The following is a 21,912-nucleotide window of genomic DNA, read 5'->3' as shown; positions in this document are numbered from 1 at the left end:
TGTGAAAGCTATGGGTACTGTGCCATTTTTAAATCGTCGTTGGCTGTGGACTGTGGTTGTGCCGCTGGTGTTGGGGGGGGCGATCGCCCTTGGGGGCCGAACCCCGGCGATCGCCCAAGACGGTCGCGCCATCACCGTCCGCTCTGATATCCAAGAAGCCGACCAAATCACCGGCATCATCACCGCTACGGGCAATGTTCGCGTCGATTATCCCGCCCGCCAAATCCAAGCCACCTCGGCCCAGGCGCAATACTTCAGCCGCGAACGCCGGATCGTGATGACGGGCAATGTCTACGTCCTCCAAGAGGGCAACAGCATTCGCGGCGAAACCGTCACCTACTTGATCGAGGAGGGTCGCTTCATCGCCACGCCCCAACCCGATCGCCAAGTGGAATCGATCTACATCATTTCTGACCCCGACGCGCCGCCAACGACCCCCGCCCCAGAACCTGCGCCCCCCTTCAACCCCAAACCCGCCTTCAAACGCCCCTACAGCGATGAAGTCCCAGCCCCGCCCACCGCAACCCCAGACCCGTTTAATCCCCGCCCATCTGACCTCAATGGACCACGATAACCCACCATTCCAGGGATGATCCGGCCCCGTTGGCGCTGATCTGCATTTCCTGGGATGATATTCGATGGGCGATCCTTAATCAGTCTTTAACCTCCCATGACCATCTACCTTAAAAATGTCAAAAAGCGATACGGCAAGCGGGTCGTGGTGGATCGGGTGACGGTGCAGGTGTCCTTGGGTGAGATTGTCGGGTTGTTGGGGCCGAACGGAGCCGGGAAAACGACGACGTTTTATATGGCGACGGGGCTGGTGAAACCCAATGAGGGGACGGTGTGGCTGAATAATCGCGAAATCACAAAACTATCGCTCAATGAGCGATCGCACCTTGGCATCGGCTACCTCACCCAACAGGCCAGCATTTTTCGTAACCTCACCGTTGCTGAAAACCTGGAACTCGTCCTCGAACAAGGCCCCCTTTCCCCCCAAGAACGCCATTACCGCCTCAAAACCCTCCTCGGTGAATTTCGCCTCGAACAGGTGGCCCACACCAAAAGCTGCTACGTGTCGGGGGGAGAACGGCGGCGGACGGAATTAGCCCGCTCTCTCGCGACGGGACAATATGGCCCGGAATTTCTGTTGCTGGATGAACCCTTTGCCGGGGTTGACCCGATCGCGGTGTCGGAAATTCAAAAAATGGTGGCCCAATTGCGCGATCGCCCCATGGGAATTTTAATCACCGACCACAACGTCCGCGAAACCCTCGCCATCACCGATCGCGCCTACATCATGCGCGAAGGCACGATCCTCGCCTCCGGCACCGCCGATGAACTCTACGAGAATGATCTCGTGCGTCAGTATTATCTCGGTGAGGATTTCCAAATTTAAACGGTTAGCGAGATTCAGAATTATCCTAGGTTCAGGCGCGATCGCGCCCCGTCCGGTTCACACCCACGCCCCCCCATCCTGTTTCGTTTTACTCCTGCACCCCCATGGCCCTAGAACTTCCCCGCATCCGTGCTCCCTGGTCAGTCCTCGATCGCTACATCATCGGGGAAATTCTCGCGCCGTTCCTCTTTGGCGTTGGGCTGTTTTCCTCCCTGGGGTTTGCGGTGGGGGTATTGTTCGACCTCGTGCGGCGGGTGACGGAATTTGGTCTACCCCTCTCGGTGGCCTTCAAAGTGGCCGCCCTCAGTTCGCCCCAATTCATCTGCTACGCCTTCCCCATGTCGATCCTTTTGGCTACCCTGATGGCCTACAGTCGCTTGGCCGCCGATAGCGAACTGATCGCCCTGCGCAGCGTGGGGGTGAGTGTGTATCGGATTGTTGTGCCGGGGTTGATCGTCAGTTTAGCGATCACGGCGTTGACCTTTATTTTTAACGATATCGTTGTACCGCGTGCCAACTACTACGCCGCCATCACCCTTGAAGAAGCCCTCACCGGCGAAACCCCCCAATTCCAAGACAGCAACATTCTCTATCCGGAATATCACGATGTGGTCGATGACACGGGCCAATCTCGCAACGTCCTCAGTCGCCTTTTCTATGCCGAACGCTACGACGGGCAATCCATGCATAAGCTCACCGTGGTGGATCGCAGTCAGCAGGGCATCAATCAGATCATCACCTCCGATTCAGCGCAATGGAATCCCCGTGAAGGGAAGTGGGATTTTTTCAATGGCACGATTTATCTGATCGATCCCGATGGGTCGTTTCGGAATATTCTCCGCTTTGACCGCGAACAACTGCAACTGCCCCGCGCTCCCCTCGATTTGGTCGAACGGGTGCGGGATAACACCGAAATGACCATCGCCCAAGCCCGCGACCATCTCAAAGTGCTGCGCATCAGTGGTGATTTACAACAAATTCGTAAAATCACGGTACGACTCCATCAAAAAATTTCCTTTCCCTTTGCCTGCTTCATTTTCGGGCTGGTGGGGGCGGCGTTGGGGACGCGATCGCAAGGGGGACGCGCCACCAGTTTCGCCATTAGTGTCTTGACCATCTTTTTGTATTACACCCTCTTCACCACCACCGGAGCCATGGGCGTGGCCGGTGTCATTCCCCCCTTTCCCTCCGCCTGGATCACCAATGTCTTAGGCCTTGGCGTTGGTGGCGTGATCCTCTTCCAAGTCGCCCGTTGATCCCACACCTGGCCATCTGCAAAAAATCTCTTAAACTAAAGAAGTCGTGCCCGTTGTGCCATGTCTTCTCATCCGCATCACTCTTCCCATCACCCACATCACCCACATCACCCCGTTGAGGGACTAGATCTCGCTCCCCGCCCATTTTATAAACGTCCCATGGTGATCGGCTCGACCGTCGTGGGGGTTTTGGTGGGAGCATCACTGTGGAGCTATATCCTCAACCCCAACTGGCTCAGTGAAAGCCATGCCGATAGCCCCTGGATTGACCGCATTTTGCGCCTCAACCCCACCTTATCCCGTGAGGATTTGGAAAAAGATGCGGAGTTAGGGGATTTATCCTTTTGGTTTGGCCGGTCAGAGAGTTCCTACACGGGTGCTCCGCCGGCCTCCTCTCCGGAAGAGGGTGAACAGGAACCCAGTTTGCTCGAACAATTCATGAAGCAACAGGAGGCCGATAACGCGCAGCAAAACGCGGATAATCCTCTGCTCACGCCCCCGACTCCGGCGGATAATGCCACCTCGGCCACCACTGTCCAGCCCGATCAACCCCCGCCGCGTTCCGCCCTCGATCGCGCTCTTAACGGGGAGAGTCCCACCGCTGAACCGACCACAAATCCCCTCCAAACGGCACTGGAGCAGCAGGGGAATGCCACCGATGGGCCAGGGACTCCCGCCAATGCGGCCCCAACGCCCCAGACTTCGCGTTATGACAACGCCAATAATCTCGGCATTCCGGATAATTCTGCTGTGCCGTCGAGTGCGGTTCCCGCTGTGCCACCCACACGCACCCGCCGGAATACGCCCACCACACCCACGGCTATCCCCGCCTTGCCGCCGACGGGCCGCCGCGCCATCCCCACGAATCCAACCCCCGGCAATCCCACGACGGCCACACCCCAAGCCCCTAACGTTCCTAGCAATCAACGCCGCCAACTGACTCCCAATGCTGGGGCGCAACAGGGCTTTCAACGGGTGGGCGGTGGTGATATTAATACCTTTGCTGATCCGCTCAATTCCACACCATGAATTGTTTAGGGGTTGATTTGGGGTGGTCGTCGGGGGCGAGTGGGGTCTGTGGGTTGCGGTGGGATGGGGTGGGGTTGCGGTTTGTGGATTGGGGAACGGTGGCGACGGCGGCGGATGTGTTGGACTGGTGCGATCGCACCCTTGCCCCCACTGACCCCGGCATCATTGCCATCGATGCCCCGACGATTATCCCCAACCCCACCGGAACCCGCCGCCCCGATCGCCTCACCCATCGCCATTTTGGCCGCTACCATGCAGGCTGCTATCCCGCCAATCAGGGCCGCCCTTTCGCTCGGCAAACCGTGGGGTTAGGGAAAGCACTCACCGAGCGGGGGTTTCACCATGCCCCGGACATCACCCCCCAAGCTCTCGGCCGCTATCAAATCGAGGTGTTTCCCCATCCGGCGATGATTCACCTGTTTGGGTTGGATCGGATTTTGAAATATAAAAAGGGACGATTAAGCGATCGCAAAACAGCCCTCGCCCAACTCCGCACCTATCTCTACACCGTCCTGCCCCGCTTAGATCCCCCGCTCTTATCTCCCCTGCCCGCCCTCCCCGATTTCGCCCCCCTCACAGGCAAAGCCCTAAAAGCGATCGAAGACCAACTCGATAGCCTCCTCTGTGCCTACATCGCCGCCCACTGGTGGTATTGGGGGCGCGATCGCAATTGGGTCTTCGGCACTACCGAAACCGGATATATTGTGATCCCGGCCCCGGTAGCAACCCTTGCTCCCTGCCCAGAATGTTAAGCCACCCCATTGCACGGTTGATCGAATCCATGGGATCGATGCGACTATTGGCAATGCTTCAGCCCCTGATCAACTGGGATTTCTAACATCCAATTCCGCCTTCCGCCTTCTGCCGTCATCCTTCATCCTTTGAGCCATGCCTAGAGTCCGCGTTCGTCAGCACGTTAACCCCCTTGCGAAAAAATATCAAAACCCGGTGGTGTTGCCGGATTGGTCGCAGGTGTTTGAGGATATGAGCCGACCGATTCACCTCGATATTGGCTGTGCGCGGGGGCGGTTTCCGTTGATGCTTGCGCCGCTACAACCGGATTGGAATATTCTGGGGCTGGAAATTCGCGAATCGTTGGTGGAGGAAGCGAACCGAATTCGGGATGAAGAGAGGTTAAAAAATCTGCATTACTTATTTTGTAATGTCAATGTGGACGGGGTACAGATTTTCGACTCGTTGCCGCCGGGTCGGGTGCAGTGGGTGTCGATTCAGTTTCCTGATCCGTGGTTTAAGCAGCGCCATGCGAAGCGGCGGGTGGTGCAGCCGGAGTTGGTGGCGTTGTTGGCGGAGCGGTTACCTGGGGGGGCGCGGGTGTTTTTGCAGTCGGATGTGGAGGCGATCGCCCAAGAAATGACCCACCAATTTACCGCCCATCCCGCCTTTGTTTGTCAACACGATGCCCCCTGGTTGCCAGAAAACCCCCTCCCCGTCACCACTGAACGGGAACGCGCCACCCACCGCAAAGGCCAGCCCGTCTATCGCAGCTTGTTCGCCCGTCAGTCATCCTGACCTCAAAAAATGGGCGGCGGATGGCCTAGACGAGGAGTTTACCCCAGCATTGGGGGCCGACAATGCCGTCAACGGTGATGTGGGTTTGGAGTTGGAAGCGACGGACGGCGGTGGCGGTTTGGGAGCCAAAAATACCGTCGATCGCGGTTCCGATCCGGAATTGCACATAGCGCACGGCTTTGCCAGTGGCGTGGCTGGGGCGGAGGATGGGACGGGCGAGGATTTCGGCGATCGCTTTCCAGGTGGCGGCGCTGGCGGTGTCGCCGCTGGTGATGGCCATGAGGTCGTTGAAGCGTTGGGTGGCGAAACGGGTGGCGGGGCCGATCAGGCCATCTTCGCCGAGGGGTTTGTTGTTGCGATCGCGAATTTGCAACTGATTTAACTGCTGCTGAAGTTTCAACACTTGGGCATCAAAGGAAGTGGGAGGTGTGGAACCGCCTGTGTTTTGCTCGGTGTTGGGGGGGGGAGTCACCACGGGACTTTGCCCCGTCAGGCCGGTGACGATCGCATTAGCCATCCGTTCCGTGTCGTAGAGGTCGCGATCGCGCCAGGAATCAATAAAACAGCACTCAATCAAAATCGCGGGCATCCAGGTATTTTTCAGCACATAGAGATGTGATCCATCCTTCACCCCCCGGTTGAAAAAGCCCAGCCGCACAATTTCACTTAAAACCGGCTTGGCGTAGCGTTCCCCAGAGGAACTAACCGCAAACACTTCTGCCCCGTTCGCATTGCCATTGAACGCGTTGAAATGAATCGAAACGTAGAGATCCACATTTTGCGCATTAGCTATGCTGACCCGCTTGTTGAGGGAATCCAAGACGCTATAGGCAGAACTCGGATTGCAATTCACCGCAATATGACCCAGAGCGGCGAGTTTGGCCCTCACCCGCGTGCCAACGGCCTTAGTGAGGTCGTCTTCCTTCGCCCAGCCCGATGCACCCGTATCTGGCGGTGCATTATGTCCCATGTCGATCCCAAATTTCACAGCAATCTTCCCCGATGTTGGACGCTGGTTTGCATTATATCAAGGGGGTTTCGTCCTGCTGCGGAACTTAAGTATTGAGGCCTGAATTGATCGAGATTAACGGAGGGCTGCGATCGCGCCTGCCGTCAACTCCCGCACCATACTGAGATCGATCCCCTCCCCCTCCCCTTCCCTCAACCAGAGCAAATATTCCACATTCCCCGCTGGCCCCGTAATCGGCGACCAGGCCAGACCCTGATACTGCCAGCCCAACCCCTGCGCCGCCGTGATCACCCCCCAAATCGCATCAGCATGATCGCGGGGATCACGCACCACCCCCTTTTTTCCCACCCGTGCTTTCCCCACTTCAAACTGTGGCTTCACCAGCACGATTAAATCCCGTGGCGCGGCGAGCAAGGCCCAAAAAGCCGGTAAAACCTTCGTCAGGGAAATAAACGACAGATCCGCCACGCCTAGATCCGCCCGATCCGCCTCACCGTAAAGATCCTCCGGGGTCAAGTGGCGTAGATTCGTCCGTTCTCTGAGGATGACGCGGGGATCTTGGCGCAGTGACCAAGCCACCTGGCCATAGCCCACATCCACGCCATAGACCTGTTTCGCCCCCTGTTGCAACAGACAATCGGTAAAGCCCCCCGTGGAAATGCCGCCATCGAGACAGATGCGATCGCGCACCGCCACCCCAAACACCGCCAACGCCTTCGCCAACTTCTCCCCCCCCCGCGACACATAGGGCGGTTTCGCCTTCACCTCAATCTCTGCATCAATGGCCACCTCCGTCCCCGGCTTATCCACCCGCTGCTGATTCACCTTCACATCCCCCGCCCGAATCACCCGCTGCGCCCATTGCCGCGATTCACACAAATTCCGTTCCACCAGTAGCAGATCCAGGCGTTGTTTTTTCATCGGTTCGTCGTTCGTCCCTTGTTGTGTCAGCAGTCTAGCAAAGTGTGGCGATAGAATTGGAGGGTGTTGATTGCGATCGCCCGATTCCCTATGGCAAGAGACATTTTTCATCAACAGGTTAAAACAGCACTCATTAAAGATGGGTGGACGATTATCCATGATCCGTTTCCGATTGCGATTAGTGAAGCCATCAAGCTACAAATTGAATTGGCGGCAGAGAGTGCGATCGCGGCTGAACGTGAATCCGAAAAAATTGCCGTTGAAATTAAAAGTTTTATTCAAGACTCCGATATTAGTAGTTTTCACACTGCTCTCGGTCAGTATCTCAATTATTGCCAAGCCCTTGAAGAACAAGAGCCTGATCGCTTCGTTTATTTGGCTGTTCCAGTTGAAACCTATGCTGATTTTTTTGAGCTTCCCTTTATTCAGCGTTCTCTACAACGCAATCAAGTCAAACTCATTCTTTATAATCCTGATCGGGAGGTGATTGAACGATGGATCAATTAGAACAGTATCGAGCCGCGATTAAGCAAATTTTGAGCGAACATTGTGCGATCGCGAATCATCGAGACACCGTCCAAGCTCAACTCATTTTTGATGAAACTCATGATCATTACCAACTGGCTTATGTGGGTTGGCAAGGTTCAAAACGAGTCTTTGGCCCCGTGCTTCACTTTGATATTCAAAACGGTAAAGTGTGGGTGCAATATAACGGCACAGAAATGCCAGTGGCAGAGCGTTTGATGGAATTAGGGGTTCCGGCTCATGATATTGTCTTGGGCTGGCATTCGGAGTTTAAACGCAAGTTCACCCCCTATGCCGTGGGCTGATTGGGTGAAATTGGCTCACGTCGATCCCGAATTGGCGTAGGGGCGAAAAATCTTTCGCCCCGACATTGAGGGTTTAAAACTCAATCCCTGCGTATAGCTCTGCCACAGGAATCACGATGGGGAGTGAGGTTAGGTGAACCTGTGCAGCCGGATCATCATACTCGGTAAAAAGCCATTGATGATCCTGTTGTTTAACATAATGCTCAAGGTGAATCCGGTATTGATCGATGAGTAAATAGTCTTGAAAGGTGGGGATGGTGCGATAGGCCTCAAATTTTTCGTCGCGGTCATAACTGCGGGTGGATTTGGAGAGAACTTCAGCGATAAAAATGGGATTGATCACCGTATCCGATCGCCCCTCTTGGCGCGAAATTGGCTTAGGCATCACCATTAAATCGGGGTAGGTGTAGAGGTTTTTTTCTGGAATCCAAAGCCGTTGATCTGTGGCAAAAACTTGATAGGGTTTTCCCTTGAGTGCGAGGCGTAATAGCACCACTAAACTACCGCTTAATTCATTATGTTCTGGGGTTCCACCGGTCATTTCAGTGATGAGTCCATCGCGATATTCATAACGGTGTTCGGAGGTAGTTTCTTGGGTGAAATAGTCATCAATGCTGGGGCGTTGCACGGTTAAGGGTGAGACGCTCATGATGATAGACCTCTTGGGTGATTCTGATGATTATTTTAAAGGGGAATCACTGCATGCGGTCGATGGTGCGGTATTGGATGGCTTCGGCGATGTGGGGGGTTTGGATCGTGGCGGCGCTTTCGAGATCGGCGATCGTGCGGGCCACTTTGAGGATGCGATCCATGGCGCGGGCGGAGAGGCCGAGTTTGCGAATTGCGGTTTCGAGGAGGGTGCGACAGGCATCATCAAGGGCGCAATGGTCGCGGAGGTGGCGGCTTTGCATGTCGGCGTTGGCTTGGATTTGGGGTTCGGCAGCAAAGCGATCGCTCGCAATCTGTCGCGCTCGTTGGACGCGATCGCGCACCGATGCCGACCCTTCCCCCTGAGCCTGCCCCATCATCTCATCGGGCTTCAACCGATTCACCGCCACCTGAAGATCAATACGATCCATCAACGGCCCCGACAGTTTCGCCCAATACCGTTCCCGCTGGATCGGGCCACAGGTACAAGCCTGGATCGTGTCGCCGTAATAGCCGCAGGGGCAGGGGTTCGTACTGGCGATCAGGGTAAATTGGGCGGGAAACTCCACCGATTGCCGCGTCCGGGTAATCGTCACCTGGCCATCTTCGAGGGGTTGGCGCAGGAATTCTAAAACATTCCGTTTAAATTCGGTTAGCTCATCGAGAAATAAGATGCCACGGTGAGCCAGGGAAATTTCCCCCGGCTTCGGAATACTCCCACCCCCCACCAACGACGGCCCCGACGCGGAATGGTGGGGGCTGCGAAAGGGTCGCTCCCGTACCAATGTGCCGCGATTTTTCAACAGCCCCGCCACGGAATGAATTTGGGATACTTCCAACGCTTCAGAAAAGGTTAAGGCGGGAAGAATCCCCGGCAAACGGCGGGCCAGCATGGTTTTACCGCTGCCCGGTGGCCCGACGAAAATCAGGTTATGGCCCCCAGCGGCGGCGATTTCCAAGGCGCGGCGGGCCTGGGCTTGGCCCTTCACATCCTTGAGATCGGGGATGCCGAGCCAGGGTTCGGTTTTGAAGACATCGCGATTGAGGGTGACGGGTTGATGGTCTTGGGGGCGATCGCAAAAGGCCGCAATCTCGCTGAGGTACTTAAACCCGTAAATGTCCAACCCTTCCACCACGGCGGCTTCTTGGGCATTGTCAGCGGGGAGAATCAGGCCGCGCATCCCCAACTGTTTCGCCGCTGCGGCCACGGGCAACACCCCCGCCACAGGTCGCAAACTGCCATCCAGGGACAATTCCCCAATAAAAATAAAATCCCCCAAAAGTTGGGTGTTGATCTGTTCGGAGGCGGCGAGAATGCCCATACTAATCGGGAGGTCGAAGCTGGGGCCTTCTTTGCGGAGATCGGCGGGGGTGAGGTTAACGAGGATCTTCCGCATCGGGAAGGCGAAACCGGAGTTTTTCAGGGCGGCATTAACGCGCTCGCGGGATTCTTGAACAGCGGCATCGGGCAAACCGACGAGGATCGTTTTGGGGAGACCCCCGGACACATCGACTTCAACACCGATTTGGACGGCATGGATGCCGACAACAGACGCACTCCAAACTCTGGCTAGCATGATGATTTTGGGGATTGAGGACGGGTGATCTCGCTTCAAGCCGAAACTCTCGCTCGATACCGTCTGAATTTTAAAGGAGGTCGGGGCGAACGTGGCATAGTGGCCGTCTCAATCTTCCTCCCATCATCGTTCAGACGTACTAATTTCAAGAAGGCATGGTATTCGCCGGGCGAAAATTTGGGGTATATTGTAGTCAATCAGCCCCCCTATATTTGGGCTAAAAGTGTATAAAGGAAACAACTGTTAAGCTTGGGAACAAATGTATAATATTCTCATTTTTTTAGTATCAAAATAACCTGGAAAAATATGAGTACAGCTATTCTGGAACTCAAGAACTTTTCTGAATTGACCCCAAGAGATATTGCAACACTCAATCGAGATATAGACAAAGCAAAGAAAGCGAAACTAAAACAACAAGAATACGCAGTGAGTGCCCAAAAAATTGGTGAATTTGCTGAGCAAATTGAAAAACGATGGGATGAGTTGCCAAAAGAAAGTCAGCAAGCATTGAAAGACTTGGCCTATTCCATTGTTCATTCTCCTAATCACGGTGGATTGATTGGGCTTATCGAAAATATTCAGGCCGCATTTGTGTTTTACCAAGCTTATCGACAAGGATTTGGTCGAGAGTTTTTAGCCGTTATTTTGGCTATCGATTCATTGATTGATGGAATCTTATCAGCCATTGAAAATGAATCACTTTTGGAATGTTTTTCGGATTTAAAGGCAGTATGCCAATCCCCAGTTTTCGTGAAAAGCTGAAACCGTTGCTTGATGCTCCTGAATTGCGGAAAATGAAGTGGAATCGCCTCCCTGGATTACAAGGAGCTGCCAGATATGGGCGATGTATCTATCTTGTCTTTTATCAACGAAAAATAGTATGTCCGATTTGGCTCTACACCCATCAAGAACATGAAAGCCAACCGCCCTACAAGGAAATTATCAGCCTTGTTAAAGAGGTTATGGCCTATGTGAGTCAGCATTATCCTCTAGATGCACCGACTGACTCAGCAGATTGCTGATGAAGTGCGATCGCACTCAAACCAGATGGCTCGATACCGTCTGAATTTTAAAGGAGGTCGGGACGAACGTGGCATAATGGCCGTCGCAATCTTCCTCCGACTTGACCTGTGGAAACCACTCCTTCTCGTGACGAACTCGCAGCGGCCCTCGCTGTTCCCGCTGATTTTGATTTTCAACTGCCTGATCCAGACGATGATCAGATCCATGACCATGAGTTTGCTCAACAATTAGAAGAAGTGTGGAATATCTGCGAGCGGTTTGATCTGCAAACGGATATTTGGCGGGGTCGGGTCTTGCGGGCGGTGCGCGATCGCGAAAAACGTGGCGGTGAAGGGCGCGGCACCGGTTTTCTCAACTGGCTCAAACAGCGGGAAATCACCAAAAGCCAAGCTTACAACCTGATCCAACTGGCCAACAGTGCCGACACCCTCCTGGCTGAAGGACAACTCGACCCGGCGGCGATCAATCGGTTCAGCAAAAACGCCTTTATGGAAACTGCCAAAGCCGACCCCGAAGTGCAGCGGATGGTGAGTGAGGCCGCAGCAGGGGGCGATCGCATCACCCGCCGCGAAGTCAAACAACTCACCGACGAATGGACAGCCGTCAGTTCCGACCTCCTCCCCGACGAAATCAAAGCCAAAGCCGCCGACGGCAGCATCGCCCCGCGCCACATTGCCCCCCTCGTCCGGGAAATGGAAAAACTCCCCGATGCTCACCTGAAAACTATTCAAGGGGAAGCGGCGAACTCCCCCAACCTCGACATGGTCAAAACCCTCACCACGGAGGCCAAAAACCTCTCGAAATACCTTGACGCTGCCGCCCAAGTGCAAACCCTGCGCCGCGCCGATATCGACCTGGAAATGGCCCTCGAAGAAGCCCTCCGCCTCGACTGTCTCAACACCACCGCCGACCTCGTTAAACAAGCCACCACCCTAGAGCAAACTGTGGGCAAGCTCTACACCACCTGGCGACGCTTGGGCAGTCTCGCCGATCGCCTCTATGTGGACACGGGGGCGAGCAATCCTCACCTGCGATCGCTCCTCAACAGCCTCCACGTCCTCACCCAGGATGTGATCGAGGTGCAGCTTGATGAATCCGGCGAAAAACAGGTGCGCCTCCGCATCCTCGATGACCCGGCCTCAGAGGGTTAAGGCCGATTGCTACAATGGGGGCGACAAGCGTCGCTCCCCTCTCCCGCCATGGCTGTCCAATCCTGCCCGATTGATCTACGCAAAATTGAGCTACAGCCCGGCCAAACCTTGGGGTTAAATGGCATTGAGTGGGCGGAATTTGAGCAGATTTTAACTCGGTGGTGCGATCGCACCCTGCCCCGCCTGGCCTATCATCATTGCCGCCTTGAACTCCGAATGCCGCTCCCAGAACATGAAAAAATCAAGCGTTTGATTGTCATCTTGATTGAACTGGTCTTAGATGCCCTCGAACTCGACTGGGAACCCTACGGTTCCACAACGCTGAAACGGCAAGATCTTCAGGTGGGTATTGAACTGGATGACTGTTTTTATATTCAAAATGCGGCCCGCATGGTGGGGTTGGGTCGGCTTGATTTAACGGTTGACCCGCCCCCGGATTTGGCGATCGAAATTGACATCACATCTCCGACTCATCTCGCCGCCTACGCACAGTTTGGGGTTCCGGAATTGTGGCGCTATCAGCAGGGGACTCTGGAAATTTGGCAACTGCGGAATGGGATCTATGAACAGTGCGATCGCAGTGCAATTTTTCCCCAAATCCCCATCCTAGACTTAATGGCGCACTGTCTTCCCCGCCTCACCTCCGAACCCGTCAGCCGCCTCAAACGCGACGCGCACCAGTGGATTCAAACCCACCTCATCGCCTCAGAACAACCTAGGGAACGTTGATGAGTTTGAGTCTAGTGTCCAGTCAACAATCAATTGACGGATAGAGATGTTGTAATTTTAGCCTGGCATCAGCCGTTGTAAATCGCCAATCAATCCATGTTTCCTGATGATTGCGCTCGTCTTGCCAGGCATCCACTTCACGCTTGAGTGTCTCCTGATCAGGAATCCGGCGACTTAAGCACTGACGACTCAAAACACTCAGTTCAATCTCGGCCATATTCAGCCAACTGCCATGTTTGGGGGTATGGCAGAATTCCAATCGACTCAAGATGCGTTGTGCTTCTGCCGGTTCAAAGGCTTTGTAGAGTGAGGCCGGGGAATGAGTATTGAGATTATCCTGAATGACAATGATTTTTTGGGCTTGGGCGTAATCGATATCCACTAACGTTTTGAGCAAGTGGGCATAATCTACTGCGGTGCGACGCTCTGTGACCGTCACGCGCCGCCACCCAATCATCGGTTCACAGACCATAAACAGGTTGGCTGTCCCGTTGCGCTCATATTCATAATCCACCCGTTCGGGCTGCCCCGGTTGAGCCGGAATGGGTAGGCGGGTTTCTTTGACTAACTGTTTGCTCGCTTCATCAATGCAAATCACAGGCATGTTTGGGGTGTAATCCGTCTGATAGACCGTCAAGACTGCCTCCATATGCCAGACAAACTCTGCGCTTTGGCTCGGGTGGAATTACCCAACAGCTTTGTCGCCAGGGTTGGAGTTCGTTTTTTTTAGCAGTTGCCGCACGCTTTCATGGCTGATGTCATCGACATAGTCCAACTCCACCCATCTGCTGTGCTAATAAACGTAACGTCCATCGCCCCTGACCTGCGGGCGGTTCACTACAGCACACGCCCACTAAGTGTGCNTCCGTGTGCCCATCCACTTTTCGGGGGCGACGGGGATGGGGACGAGGGCTTAAGGCTGCCTCTAGCCCCTCTTCGACAAATCGTTTCCGCACTCGCTCAATGGTTCTAAGGCTAATATCAAGGGCTTCTTTTATATCCTGATCTCGCCAACCGGGGGATTGCTGGCAATCGGCTTTGAGGAGAATTCGGGCATGATTGATCAGAGCCGCAGCTCGTTTCCCCGTGGTGACAATTTCCTGGAGGTTTTGTCGTTCTTCGTCGCTTAAGCGCACAACGTATTTTTTGACCATGTCAGCCTTGGTTGAGAAACTGACTTCATCTTACTCTTCTCACTCGGCACTATCTCTTTGACTAAGCACTAGTGCAGGGTCAAGCCTTAATATTCGGATCGTATTGAATGTCCAACGCTCAATGGGACGGTGCGTTACGCTTCGCTAACAGCACCCTACAAACATCCTCATTCTTGGCATTGACGCTGCACTAGGCAAATTTAATCTATGGGTGTAATCACTGTGATCACTGCACAATTGAGGGATAGCACGGCCAAAGGCTTGCTATCCCGCTTGGGTTATAGCACTAGCCAGGGCAGTTAGGACATGTAGAGACTCTGGAACAAGGGGCTTATGAAACTTACGGAAATAATCCGGTAATTCCGTAATGCGAGCATCTTGCTCGCTAGAGGTTTAGAGCCTTTTTCAATTACCGGATTAAATAGTTAACCTCCATAAGCCCCTTGCCTGTCCTAACAAATTTGTCCACTGCTATAACTCCCTTTCAGCACCAGATTATCCCGATGGATCACCGTTTCGGGGCCGCCGTAACCGAGAATGCTGGGGATTTTTTCGGACTGTTGCCCTAGGATTTGGGCGATTTCGTGGCTGTTGTAGTTGACAATGCCCCGCGCCACTTCTTGACCGTGGCGATCGCACAAAATCACCGCCTCGGACGTTTGAAACTCTCCTTCGATGCGATGAATCCCCGCCGGCAGGAGCGATGTTCCGTTTTGGCAAATGGCCGTCACTGCGCCCTCGTCAAGATAGAGGCGACCGCGAGCGACGAGGCTATGGGCGATCCACCGTTTCCGGGCATTATCTGGGCGGGGTTGGGGGTCAAACTGTGTCCCCAGATCAGCCCCGTTGAGCAGTGCAAAAATATTGTGGGGGGTTGTGCCCTTGAGGATGGCGGTGCGGACCCCGGCACTGGTGGCAATCCGGGCAGCGGCGATTTTAGTCTGCATCCCCCCGGTTCCCCATTGAGAACCGCGATCGCCCGCCTCCACTTGCAAATTGGCCAACTCTTCCACCGTCACCCGCGCAATGGGGAAAGCGTTGGGATCGGTGCGGGGGTCGGCGGAATAGAGGCGATCCACATCGGTGAGTAAAAACAACCAATCGGCTTCCACTAAACTCGCCACTAAGGCCGAGAGGGTATCATTGTCGCCGAATTTTAATTCTTCCACGGCCACGGTGTCATTCTCATTCACGATGGGAATCACACCCAATTCAAAGAGGGCTTGGAGGGTGTTGTAGGCGTTGACGTAGGCATTGCGGTCGATCAGGTCGCGACGGGTGAGGAGGATTTGGGCGATCGCTTGATTCAAACTGGTAAACAGATCGTCATAGACCCGCATCAATCGCCCTTGACCAACGGCGGCCACGGCCTGTTTGCGTGGCATCGTGCGGGGCCGTTCCGTTAATTTCAAGCGGCTGGCCCCTACCCCTACCGCCCCGGACGACACCAAAACCACGCGATGCCCAGCGGTACGTAGGGCGGTGAGGGTCTCCACCAATGCGCCGAGGGTGGCGATCGCCAGTTGGCGAGTTTCAGGATGGGTTAGGCTCGATGTGCCAATTTTGATCACAAGGGTTTGGGGCATAGTCAGGTCAACGGGGGCAAAAGAGTCAATCAGATGGATTTATCCCCTTAGCCTATCGGGTTTTGAACGTGGGTCTTGGGAAATTTTCACCCAAAATTTCGATAAAAACAGTCTGCCCCACCTCTAAAGAAATCTCGATCTCCGAGTACAATCAACAGATACTCCTTCCAGTAACGTTTTGTAATATATGATCCAGCAAGCGTCTCTGAGTCACGCACAAACTCATTGGTTAGACTACTTAGCCAAGGCGGATCAGTTCAATACCTGGGTTTTTTCTCAAATTGAACCGTATTTAGGCGATCGCGTTCTTGAAATTGGCTGCGGCACGGGAAATTTCACCATCCACCTCGCCCAGCATTGTCGCCATCTGACGGCGGTGGATCTCGATGCGGACTATGTGGCAACGGCGCGATCGCGCCTACCCCAAGCCCCCCAGGTGGAATTTCTGACCGGTGATGCAACTCAGATGCACTGGGATGATCCGTTCGACACCGTGATTTTGCTCGATGTCCTCGAACATATCGAACAGGATGCCGAATTTCTCCACCGGCTGCGGAACCTCCTCACCCCTGGCGGTCGCTTAATCCTCAAAGTTCCGGCGGGCCAACGTCTCTACAGTTCCCTTGATGCCAACGTTGGTCACTATCGCCGCTATAACAAAACCTCCCTTGCTCAGATTCTCGACGCAGCCCAATTAACCCCCGAAACCCTGCGCTACTTCAACCTGGCCGGTATCCCTGGCTGGTGGGTGAATGGCTCACTGCTCAAGCGGACTGTCCCCTCATCGGGACAAGTGGGTCTGTTTAATCGCCTTGTGCCCTTGTTTAAAGCGATTGAGGATCAGATTGAGCCTCCCCGTGGTTTATCCTTAATTGCGATCGCTTCTCCAACCCATTTATGAAACTTTCGGTCATCATCCCCTGCTACAACGAAGCTCAAACCATCCACCAAATTATCGCCGCCGTCAAAGCCGCGCCCGTGGACTCCCTCGAAATCATCATTGTGGATGATGGCTCCACCGATGGCACTCGTGAGATCTTAGAGCAGGATATTCAGCCTCAAGTAGACCAGGTTATTTATCATCCTCGCAATCGAGGCAAAGGGGCGGCCCTGCGCACTGGGTTTGGGGCAGCGACGGGGGATATTGTCATTGTTCAGGATGCGGATTTGGAATATGACCCCCAGGAATATCCGATTGTGATTGAGCCGATCTTGAGCGATCGCGCTGATGTGGTGTTTGGGTCACGCTTTTTAGGCGGTCGCGCTCATCGGGTACTCTACTACTGGCACACCGTCGGCAATCGCTTCTTAACGATGCTCTCGAATATGTTCACCAATCTGAACCTCTCAGATATGGAAACCTGTTACAAAGCCTTTCGCCGTGAGATTATCCAATCAATCAAAATTCGGGAAAATCGCTTTGGGTTTGAGCCAGAAATTACGGCTAAGGTGGCGCGGTTGGACTGTCGCATCTATGAAGTGAGCATTTCCTACTACGGGCGCACCTATAAGGAAGGCAAGAAAATTAATTGGAAAGATGGCGTTCGAGCCATTTACTGTATTGTTCGCTATGGCCTGTGGCCCTAGCGGTTGGGGTTCCCGACTGGGCGGCGGGTGCAGATGGAACCTTTGCCCCTAGCATAATCGTCTCGGTGGAGTGATATCATGTCGAAAATCTTTACACACTCCGCCCACAACTCATGACACAACGGTTTCACCTCAGCGCGATCGCTCTTTCTCTTTCCCTCTTAGGGGGCGTGAGTTCAGCGGCGATCGCCAACCCCCAGGCCAACAGTTTCCCCGTCGAAGCAACCCCGATCGCGGCCCCCGATCTACCCCACCTGAGCAACACCGCCCAATTCGCTGCGGTCCCCCCCGCCTGTGCTGCCCAACTCAACAGCAACATCAACAACATTCTGCAACAGTCGCCCTATCGTAACGGGAAATGGGGCGTGTATTTAGAAAGCTTGACCACAGGACAGGTAATCTACAGCCACAATGCCGATGAACTGTTCATCCCGGCCTCTAACATCAAACTCTTCACCACCGCCGCCGCCCTCCAACTCTACGATCCCAACTCCCCCATTCGTTCAACCACCCTCGATCGCTGGGTCTACACCACCAACCAGCGCAGTGATAACGGCTACGCGGATGTTCTCTTTCGCGGCATCGGGGGCAGCAACGCTGTCCAAAATGCCCTCGAACCCCTCGGCGTGTCCCGTGGGAGTTTCCGTCAGGTGGATGGTTCGGGACTCTCGCGGCAAAATTTAGCAACACCGAGGGCGATCGCCACCACCCTGCGCGGCATGCGTAACCTCGGCTATGGTCAAGAGACCTTCTATCGCTCTCTCCCGGTGGCGGGGGTCAGCGGAACCCTCACCAACCGTCTACGCTCCACCCCCGCCTACGGTATTGTCCACGCCAAAACCGGCACGCTCAACGGCGTTCGCGCCCTCTCCGGCTACGTGGAGCACGCCCAATACGGAACCCTGATCGCCAGCGTCGTCGTCAACTATCCCGGTCAATCGGGCCAGGTGCTCCTCAATGGCATTGACAACATCATGGTGCAAATTACTCGTCAGTATTCTTGTTCGCCGGTGTAGGCGTGGGGGCTGGTTCGGAAAAGAGTTCGATGGCCGCCCGGCGACGCTCTTCAGGGGAACGGGGTGCGAAAATTGCCTCGTCCTCTGGGGGATGGCGATCGCTGTTGTTCTGCACCGACTGACCCAAAGCCTGCTCCTCCGTGGCAAGCTGTTGCGCGAGATAAATTTGGTTTTCGAGATCCTGTGTGGAGGACACCAAACCGCTGAGTCCTTGAATCAGCTCTTGTAAATCCTGACGAAAGGCGGGGTTACCGGTGAGTTCATCAAGATCAGCGGTAATTTTTTGGACATTTTCAAAGGTGGCGCGGGCAGCGTTGAGGGTGCGCTGGAGATTGAGGATCGTGTTGGGATCATTCAGCGCATCGGCCGTGGTTTTCAAAGCATTGGACGCTGCGGCGGCATTGGCGGTGAGTACCTCAAGATTGTTGAGAAGATCGCGGGTGTCGGCGGTTTCGAGGGTGGTATTAAAATTCTGAATCAGGGTCGTGAGTTCGGTGCTGGTGCTGCTGATGCTGTTGAGGGTGCCCGCGATGTTGGTGCGGTTTTCAACAATCAGGCTGTTGAGACTGCTGGTGAGGGTGTTGAGTTCGACGGCGGTGGTTTGATAGGCGGCGGCGGTACTGTTGATCTGGCGGGCTGTGGTGGCGGTGATGGCGGTGACTGTGTTGGCAGTGCCGGAAATGGCTTGAATTTGGGCCCGAACGGAGCGCGACAGTTGGGTGAGTTCGGTGCTGAGACTGCCAATTCTCGCGGCGGCTTGGCTGGCGTTGGCGGTGAGGCTGGTGATGTTCCCGAAAAATTCGGGGTCGGTAAAACTTTCGCTGAGGCGCATCGTGCTGCGGACGGCGGCGTTGAAGCTGATGCCTGTCACCCCTTGAAGGCGATCGCCCCCACAAATAACCAGATCCGAGTCACAGCGAGAACTGAGGGGCGAGGGCAAATTTTCGGGATCTTTCACCTGGGTGAGGGGGGTGATGTCGATGGTGGTTTCGCTAATCAGGCCGGATTGGTTCGCTTCAATCTGCACATTCTTGGGCATCAACAAATCCGCCGGCGAGATGGACACCACGGCTTCAATCCCGTTGGTGGTGGGGATAAGCTCTTCAATCGTGCCAATTTTGACCCCCCGATAGCGCACACTACCGCCGACAATCATGCCGTTACTGTCGGAAAATTCAATCCGGATCGTATAACTATCGTCCCCGAACCGAATGCCTCGCAACCACAGAATAACCGTAACAAAGAGTGCAAGGCCCAGCAGAATGAATAGACCCACAGAACCTTCTCGAATGGTGCGCGATCGCATTGGTGTATCTCCTCACAACAACTGACTCGACTCAAGCAGACAGGGTGAACACAGCCATTCCCTTCTTCCTTCCTACGCTACTCTATCCCCTGGGTTTATGCGATCACCGGAATCGGCCCCTCCGTACTCGCACTGAAAAATTGTCGCACCAAGGGATTATCGGTATGATCAATCTCTTCAACGGGGGCATCCCACTGCACTTTGCCATTGAAGAGAAAAATCACCCGATCCGCCGTGCGCCGAATTGTGCTGTCTTGGTGGGTGACCATCACATAGGTTTTACAGTCATTGACATCCCGTTGTAGATGACGCACCAGGTCTTCAATGACAGTGGACGCAATCGGATCAAGGCCTGCCGTGGGTTCATCGTAGAGAATCACTTCCGGATTGTTGGCGGGATTGCTGGGGTCGGTCATGATCGCCCGTGCAAAGCTGACTCGCTTTTTCATCCCGCCGGAGAGTTCCGCCGGGTATTGGGCCCCGATGTTGCCTAGACCAACAAGACTGAGGCGATCGCGCACTAATTGGCGCACCGTAGCGCGGGGCAGCTTGGAATGTTGCATCAGACTAAACCCGACATTCTCCTCCACCGTCAGGGAATCGAACAACGCCGCATGCTGAAACACCATGCTGATCGTAATCGGATCAGGATAGTCTTCGATCAACCCCTTACGGCGTTCTCCCTTCACGTAGACTGCCCCCGAATCCGGTTCGAGCAACCCCGCCATAATGCGCAGAATCGTTGATTTTCCCGTTCCTGACGGGCCAATAATCGCCAAAGCATCACAGGGGTAAATGTCAAGATTGACCCCATCGAGAATCACCTTGGAGCCAAAGCGTTTGGTGACATTTCGCAGTTGAATGATCGGTTCAGAGGACATGGGCGATCGCACCACCACAGCAACATTATTCTGCTTCCGCCACGCCAAAGACGCGGTTAAAAGCCTTCTCCACTTTATAGCCCGAATCAATGGATTCGAGGGGATCTTTGCGCAGACGATGGCGTAAACACAGGGTCACCACCCGGCGAATATCATCGAGAGTAACGGTGGTTCGTCCTTCGAGGGCTGCGATCGCCTTCGCCGCCCGATTCGTGACAATATCACCCCGGAGTCCGTCTACATCCAGTTCCGAGCAAACCTCCGAAATGCCCACCCGTAACTCATACTCCAGCGTCACCTGGGGCAACCGCTCCTGGGCTTCGACAATCTTCACCTGAAGCGCCTCTTGCTCCGTGGCATGGGTACTGTAAAAACCGTGGGGATCTTGGTCAAAGGCCGATCGCTGCTCCACAATTTCCACTCGCAACGCCGGTTGCTTCACCGTGCGAATCTCCGCGTGCATCCCGAACCGATCTAATAACTGGGGCCGCAATTCCCCCTCTTCCGGGTTCCCCGATCCCACCAACACAAACCGCGCCGGATGCCGGATCGAAATCCCCTCGCGCTCCACTGTATTCCAGCCACTGGCCGCCGAATCCAGCAGCACATCCACCAGGTGATCATCCAACAAGTTCACCTCATCCACATACAAGATGCCGCGATTCGCCTTCGCCAGCAGCCCCGGTTCAAAGGCTTTGACCCCTTCAGACAGTGCTTTTTCAATATCAATCGTGCCGCAAACCCGGTCCTCTGTCGCCCCCAAAGGCAAGTCCACCATCGGCACTTTCATCGCCGCTTCGGGGAGGCTCTGACCCTGCTCGTAACGGCTCCGTGCCTCATCCCCCATCAGTTCTGGGTTATGGGGATCGCTGTTAAAGGGGTCATTTTCCACCACCGGAATCGCCGGTAACAGGTCAGCCAAGGCACGAATCGTCGTAGATTTCCCCGTGCCGCGATCGCCCATAATCATCACCCCACCAATCTTGGGGTCAATGACATTGAGCAACAACGCCAATTTCATCTCTTCTTGGCCAACAATTGCCGTAAAGGGAAACACCAAGCGGCGCGTTTCATGTTTTGGGGGAGCTTGAGGGGTAACGGTCATTGCAATAACAGTAAGATTAAGAGTGCGATTTTAGACAATTTTCAACATCCCCCATTGTGACACAGGACGTTAAGCAATCCTACCCAGGGCATCCCTTGCGAAAATAGTGCGGGAGTCTGAAAGCCCCGTCGCTTTAGCGCGGGGAGTGTCCAGATAGGAGTATCCCCTGAGGGATGCCCTCCCCCCACTCCAGTCTCGCCACTGGGGTGATGGA

22 protein-coding genes and 1 pseudogene are annotated in these 21,912 nt (G+C 54.6%); 14 read left to right on the top strand and 9 right to left on the bottom strand.

Annotated features, from left to right (window positions below):
* The first annotated feature begins 10 nt into the window (after positions 1-10).
* From SPI6313_RS06340 to trmB, 6 genes are all read left to right on the top strand, one after another.
* A complete protein-coding gene (locus tag SPI6313_RS06340) occupies positions 11-574 on the top strand; it encodes an LptA/OstA family protein (protein WP_072620243.1) in 564 nt (187 codons plus the stop codon).
* A 96-nt stretch (positions 575-670) separates the two neighbouring features.
* Positions 671-1,399, top strand: coding sequence for an LPS export ABC transporter ATP-binding protein (gene lptB / locus SPI6313_RS06335; RefSeq protein ID WP_072620242.1), 729 nt, complete (start codon positions 671-673; stop codon positions 1,397-1,399).
* 104 nt (positions 1,400-1,503) lie between these two features.
* The gene (locus SPI6313_RS06330) at positions 1,504-2,655 is read left to right on the top strand and encodes an LptF/LptG family permease (RefSeq protein WP_072620241.1); all 1,152 of its coding nucleotides are present in this window, start codon (positions 1,504-1,506) and stop codon (positions 2,653-2,655) included.
* Between the two features lie 159 nt (positions 2,656-2,814).
* Positions 2,815-3,684 carry a hypothetical protein gene (locus SPI6313_RS06325; RefSeq protein ID WP_072620240.1) on the top strand — a complete coding sequence of 290 codons (870 nt, stop codon included), beginning with the start codon at positions 2,815-2,817 and terminating at the stop codon, positions 3,682-3,684.
* Positions 3,681-4,436: a DUF429 domain-containing protein gene (locus SPI6313_RS06320; RefSeq protein ID WP_072620239.1), complete on the top strand. Its 756-nt coding sequence runs from the start codon at positions 3,681-3,683 to the stop codon at positions 4,434-4,436. Before SPI6313_RS06325 ends, SPI6313_RS06320 begins: the two co-directional genes overlap by 4 nt.
* A 136-nt stretch (positions 4,437-4,572) precedes the next feature.
* Complete coding sequence (trmB, locus tag SPI6313_RS06315) at positions 4,573-5,214, top strand: tRNA (guanosine(46)-N7)-methyltransferase TrmB (RefSeq protein WP_072620238.1); 642 nt, start codon at positions 4,573-4,575, stop codon at positions 5,212-5,214.
* Between the two features lie 25 nt (positions 5,215-5,239).
* Here trmB and SPI6313_RS06310 read toward each other — a convergent pair whose 3' ends face one another.
* The gene (locus tag SPI6313_RS06310) at positions 5,240-6,202 is read right to left on the bottom strand and encodes an N-acetylmuramoyl-L-alanine amidase (RefSeq protein ID WP_072620237.1); all 963 of its coding nucleotides are present in this window, start codon (positions 6,200-6,202) and stop codon (positions 5,240-5,242) included.
* Between the two features lie 96 nt (positions 6,203-6,298).
* Positions 6,299-7,105, bottom strand: a complete 807-nt coding sequence (locus SPI6313_RS06305) for a TlyA family RNA methyltransferase (RefSeq protein WP_072620236.1) — start codon at positions 7,103-7,105, stop codon at positions 6,299-6,301.
* Positions 7,106-7,195: 90 nt separating this feature from the next.
* On the opposite strand from SPI6313_RS06305, the gene SPI6313_RS06300 reads away from it, so the two are divergent.
* Both SPI6313_RS06300 and SPI6313_RS06295 read left to right on the top strand, forming a co-directional pair.
* Positions 7,196-7,612, top strand: coding sequence for an element excision factor XisH family protein (locus tag SPI6313_RS06300; protein WP_072620235.1), 417 nt, complete (start codon positions 7,196-7,198; stop codon positions 7,610-7,612).
* Positions 7,600-7,935 carry a XisI protein gene (locus tag SPI6313_RS06295; protein ID WP_072620234.1) on the top strand — a complete coding sequence of 112 codons (336 nt, stop codon included), beginning with the start codon at positions 7,600-7,602 and terminating at the stop codon, positions 7,933-7,935. Before SPI6313_RS06300 ends, SPI6313_RS06295 begins: the two co-directional genes overlap by 13 nt.
* Positions 7,936-8,008: 73 nt before the next feature.
* On the opposite strand, the gene SPI6313_RS06290 is transcribed toward SPI6313_RS06295, so the two are convergent.
* The gene (locus SPI6313_RS06290) at positions 8,009-8,584 is read right to left on the bottom strand and encodes a Uma2 family endonuclease (protein ID WP_072620233.1); all 576 of its coding nucleotides are present in this window, start codon (positions 8,582-8,584) and stop codon (positions 8,009-8,011) included.
* Positions 8,585-8,630: 46 nt separating this feature from the next.
* Complete coding sequence (locus SPI6313_RS06285; protein WP_072620232.1) at positions 8,631-10,160, bottom strand: YifB family Mg chelatase-like AAA ATPase; 1,530 nt, start codon at positions 10,158-10,160, stop codon at positions 8,631-8,633.
* Between the two features lie 306 nt (positions 10,161-10,466).
* Between SPI6313_RS06285 and SPI6313_RS06280 the strand changes: the two genes are divergently transcribed.
* The 3 genes from SPI6313_RS06280 (at position 10,467) to SPI6313_RS06270 (ending at position 13,063) form a co-directional block, all read left to right on the top strand.
* Positions 10,467-10,922, top strand: coding sequence for a hypothetical protein (locus SPI6313_RS06280; RefSeq protein ID WP_072620231.1), 456 nt, complete (start codon positions 10,467-10,469; stop codon positions 10,920-10,922).
* A 368-nt stretch (positions 10,923-11,290) separates the two neighbouring features.
* Positions 11,291-12,334: a hypothetical protein gene (locus SPI6313_RS06275; protein WP_072620230.1), complete on the top strand. Its 1,044-nt coding sequence runs from the start codon at positions 11,291-11,293 to the stop codon at positions 12,332-12,334.
* Between the two features lie 48 nt (positions 12,335-12,382).
* Positions 12,383-13,063: a Uma2 family endonuclease gene (locus tag SPI6313_RS06270; RefSeq protein WP_072620229.1), complete on the top strand. Its 681-nt coding sequence runs from the start codon at positions 12,383-12,385 to the stop codon at positions 13,061-13,063.
* A gap of 22 nt (positions 13,064-13,085) precedes the next feature.
* Here SPI6313_RS06270 and SPI6313_RS22785 read toward each other — a convergent pair.
* A pseudogene (locus SPI6313_RS22785) lies at positions 13,086-14,217 on the bottom strand (IS630 family transposase).
* 452 nt (positions 14,218-14,669) lie between these two features.
* Positions 14,670-15,803, bottom strand: a complete 1,134-nt coding sequence (gene proB, locus SPI6313_RS06255) for a glutamate 5-kinase (RefSeq protein WP_072620227.1) — start codon at positions 15,801-15,803, stop codon at positions 14,670-14,672.
* Between the two features lie 187 nt (positions 15,804-15,990).
* Between proB and SPI6313_RS06250 the strand changes: the two genes are divergently transcribed.
* From SPI6313_RS06250 to SPI6313_RS06240, 3 genes are all read left to right on the top strand, one after another.
* Positions 15,991-16,704: a class I SAM-dependent methyltransferase gene (locus tag SPI6313_RS06250; protein WP_072620226.1), complete on the top strand. Its 714-nt coding sequence runs from the start codon at positions 15,991-15,993 to the stop codon at positions 16,702-16,704.
* Entirely contained in the window at positions 16,701-17,390 is a 690-nt protein-coding gene (locus SPI6313_RS06245) for a glycosyltransferase family 2 protein (protein ID WP_072620225.1), read from the top strand. Before SPI6313_RS06250 ends, SPI6313_RS06245 begins: the two co-directional genes overlap by 4 nt.
* Positions 17,391-17,503: 113 nt before the next feature.
* Entirely contained in the window at positions 17,504-18,406 is a 903-nt protein-coding gene (locus SPI6313_RS06240; RefSeq protein ID WP_072620224.1) for a D-alanyl-D-alanine carboxypeptidase, read from the top strand.
* Here the strand turns inward: SPI6313_RS06240 and SPI6313_RS06235 are convergent.
* The 3 genes from SPI6313_RS06235 to bchI form a co-directional block, all read right to left on the bottom strand.
* Complete coding sequence (locus SPI6313_RS06235) at positions 18,375-19,712, bottom strand: MlaD family protein (protein ID WP_072620223.1); 1,338 nt, start codon at positions 19,710-19,712, stop codon at positions 18,375-18,377. The genes SPI6313_RS06240 and SPI6313_RS06235 overlap by 32 nt on opposite strands.
* Before the next feature lie 95 nt (positions 19,713-19,807).
* Positions 19,808-20,593, bottom strand: coding sequence for an ATP-binding cassette domain-containing protein (locus SPI6313_RS06230; protein WP_072620222.1), 786 nt, complete (start codon positions 20,591-20,593; stop codon positions 19,808-19,810).
* A gap of 25 nt (positions 20,594-20,618) precedes the next feature.
* Positions 20,619-21,698 (bottom strand): magnesium chelatase ATPase subunit I, encoded by a 1,080-nt coding sequence (bchI, locus tag SPI6313_RS06225; RefSeq protein ID WP_072620221.1) that lies wholly within the window; start codon positions 21,696-21,698, stop codon positions 20,619-20,621.
* Positions 21,699-21,912: the final 214 nt, after the last annotated feature.

The sequence above is a fragment of the Spirulina major PCC 6313 genome (assembly GCF_001890765.1).
GTDB lineage: Bacteria > Cyanobacteriota > Cyanobacteriia > Cyanobacteriales > Spirulinaceae > Spirulina > Spirulina major.
Note: the sequence above shows the minus strand (reverse complement) of the source record. Positions and strands in the feature narration are given on the sequence as shown.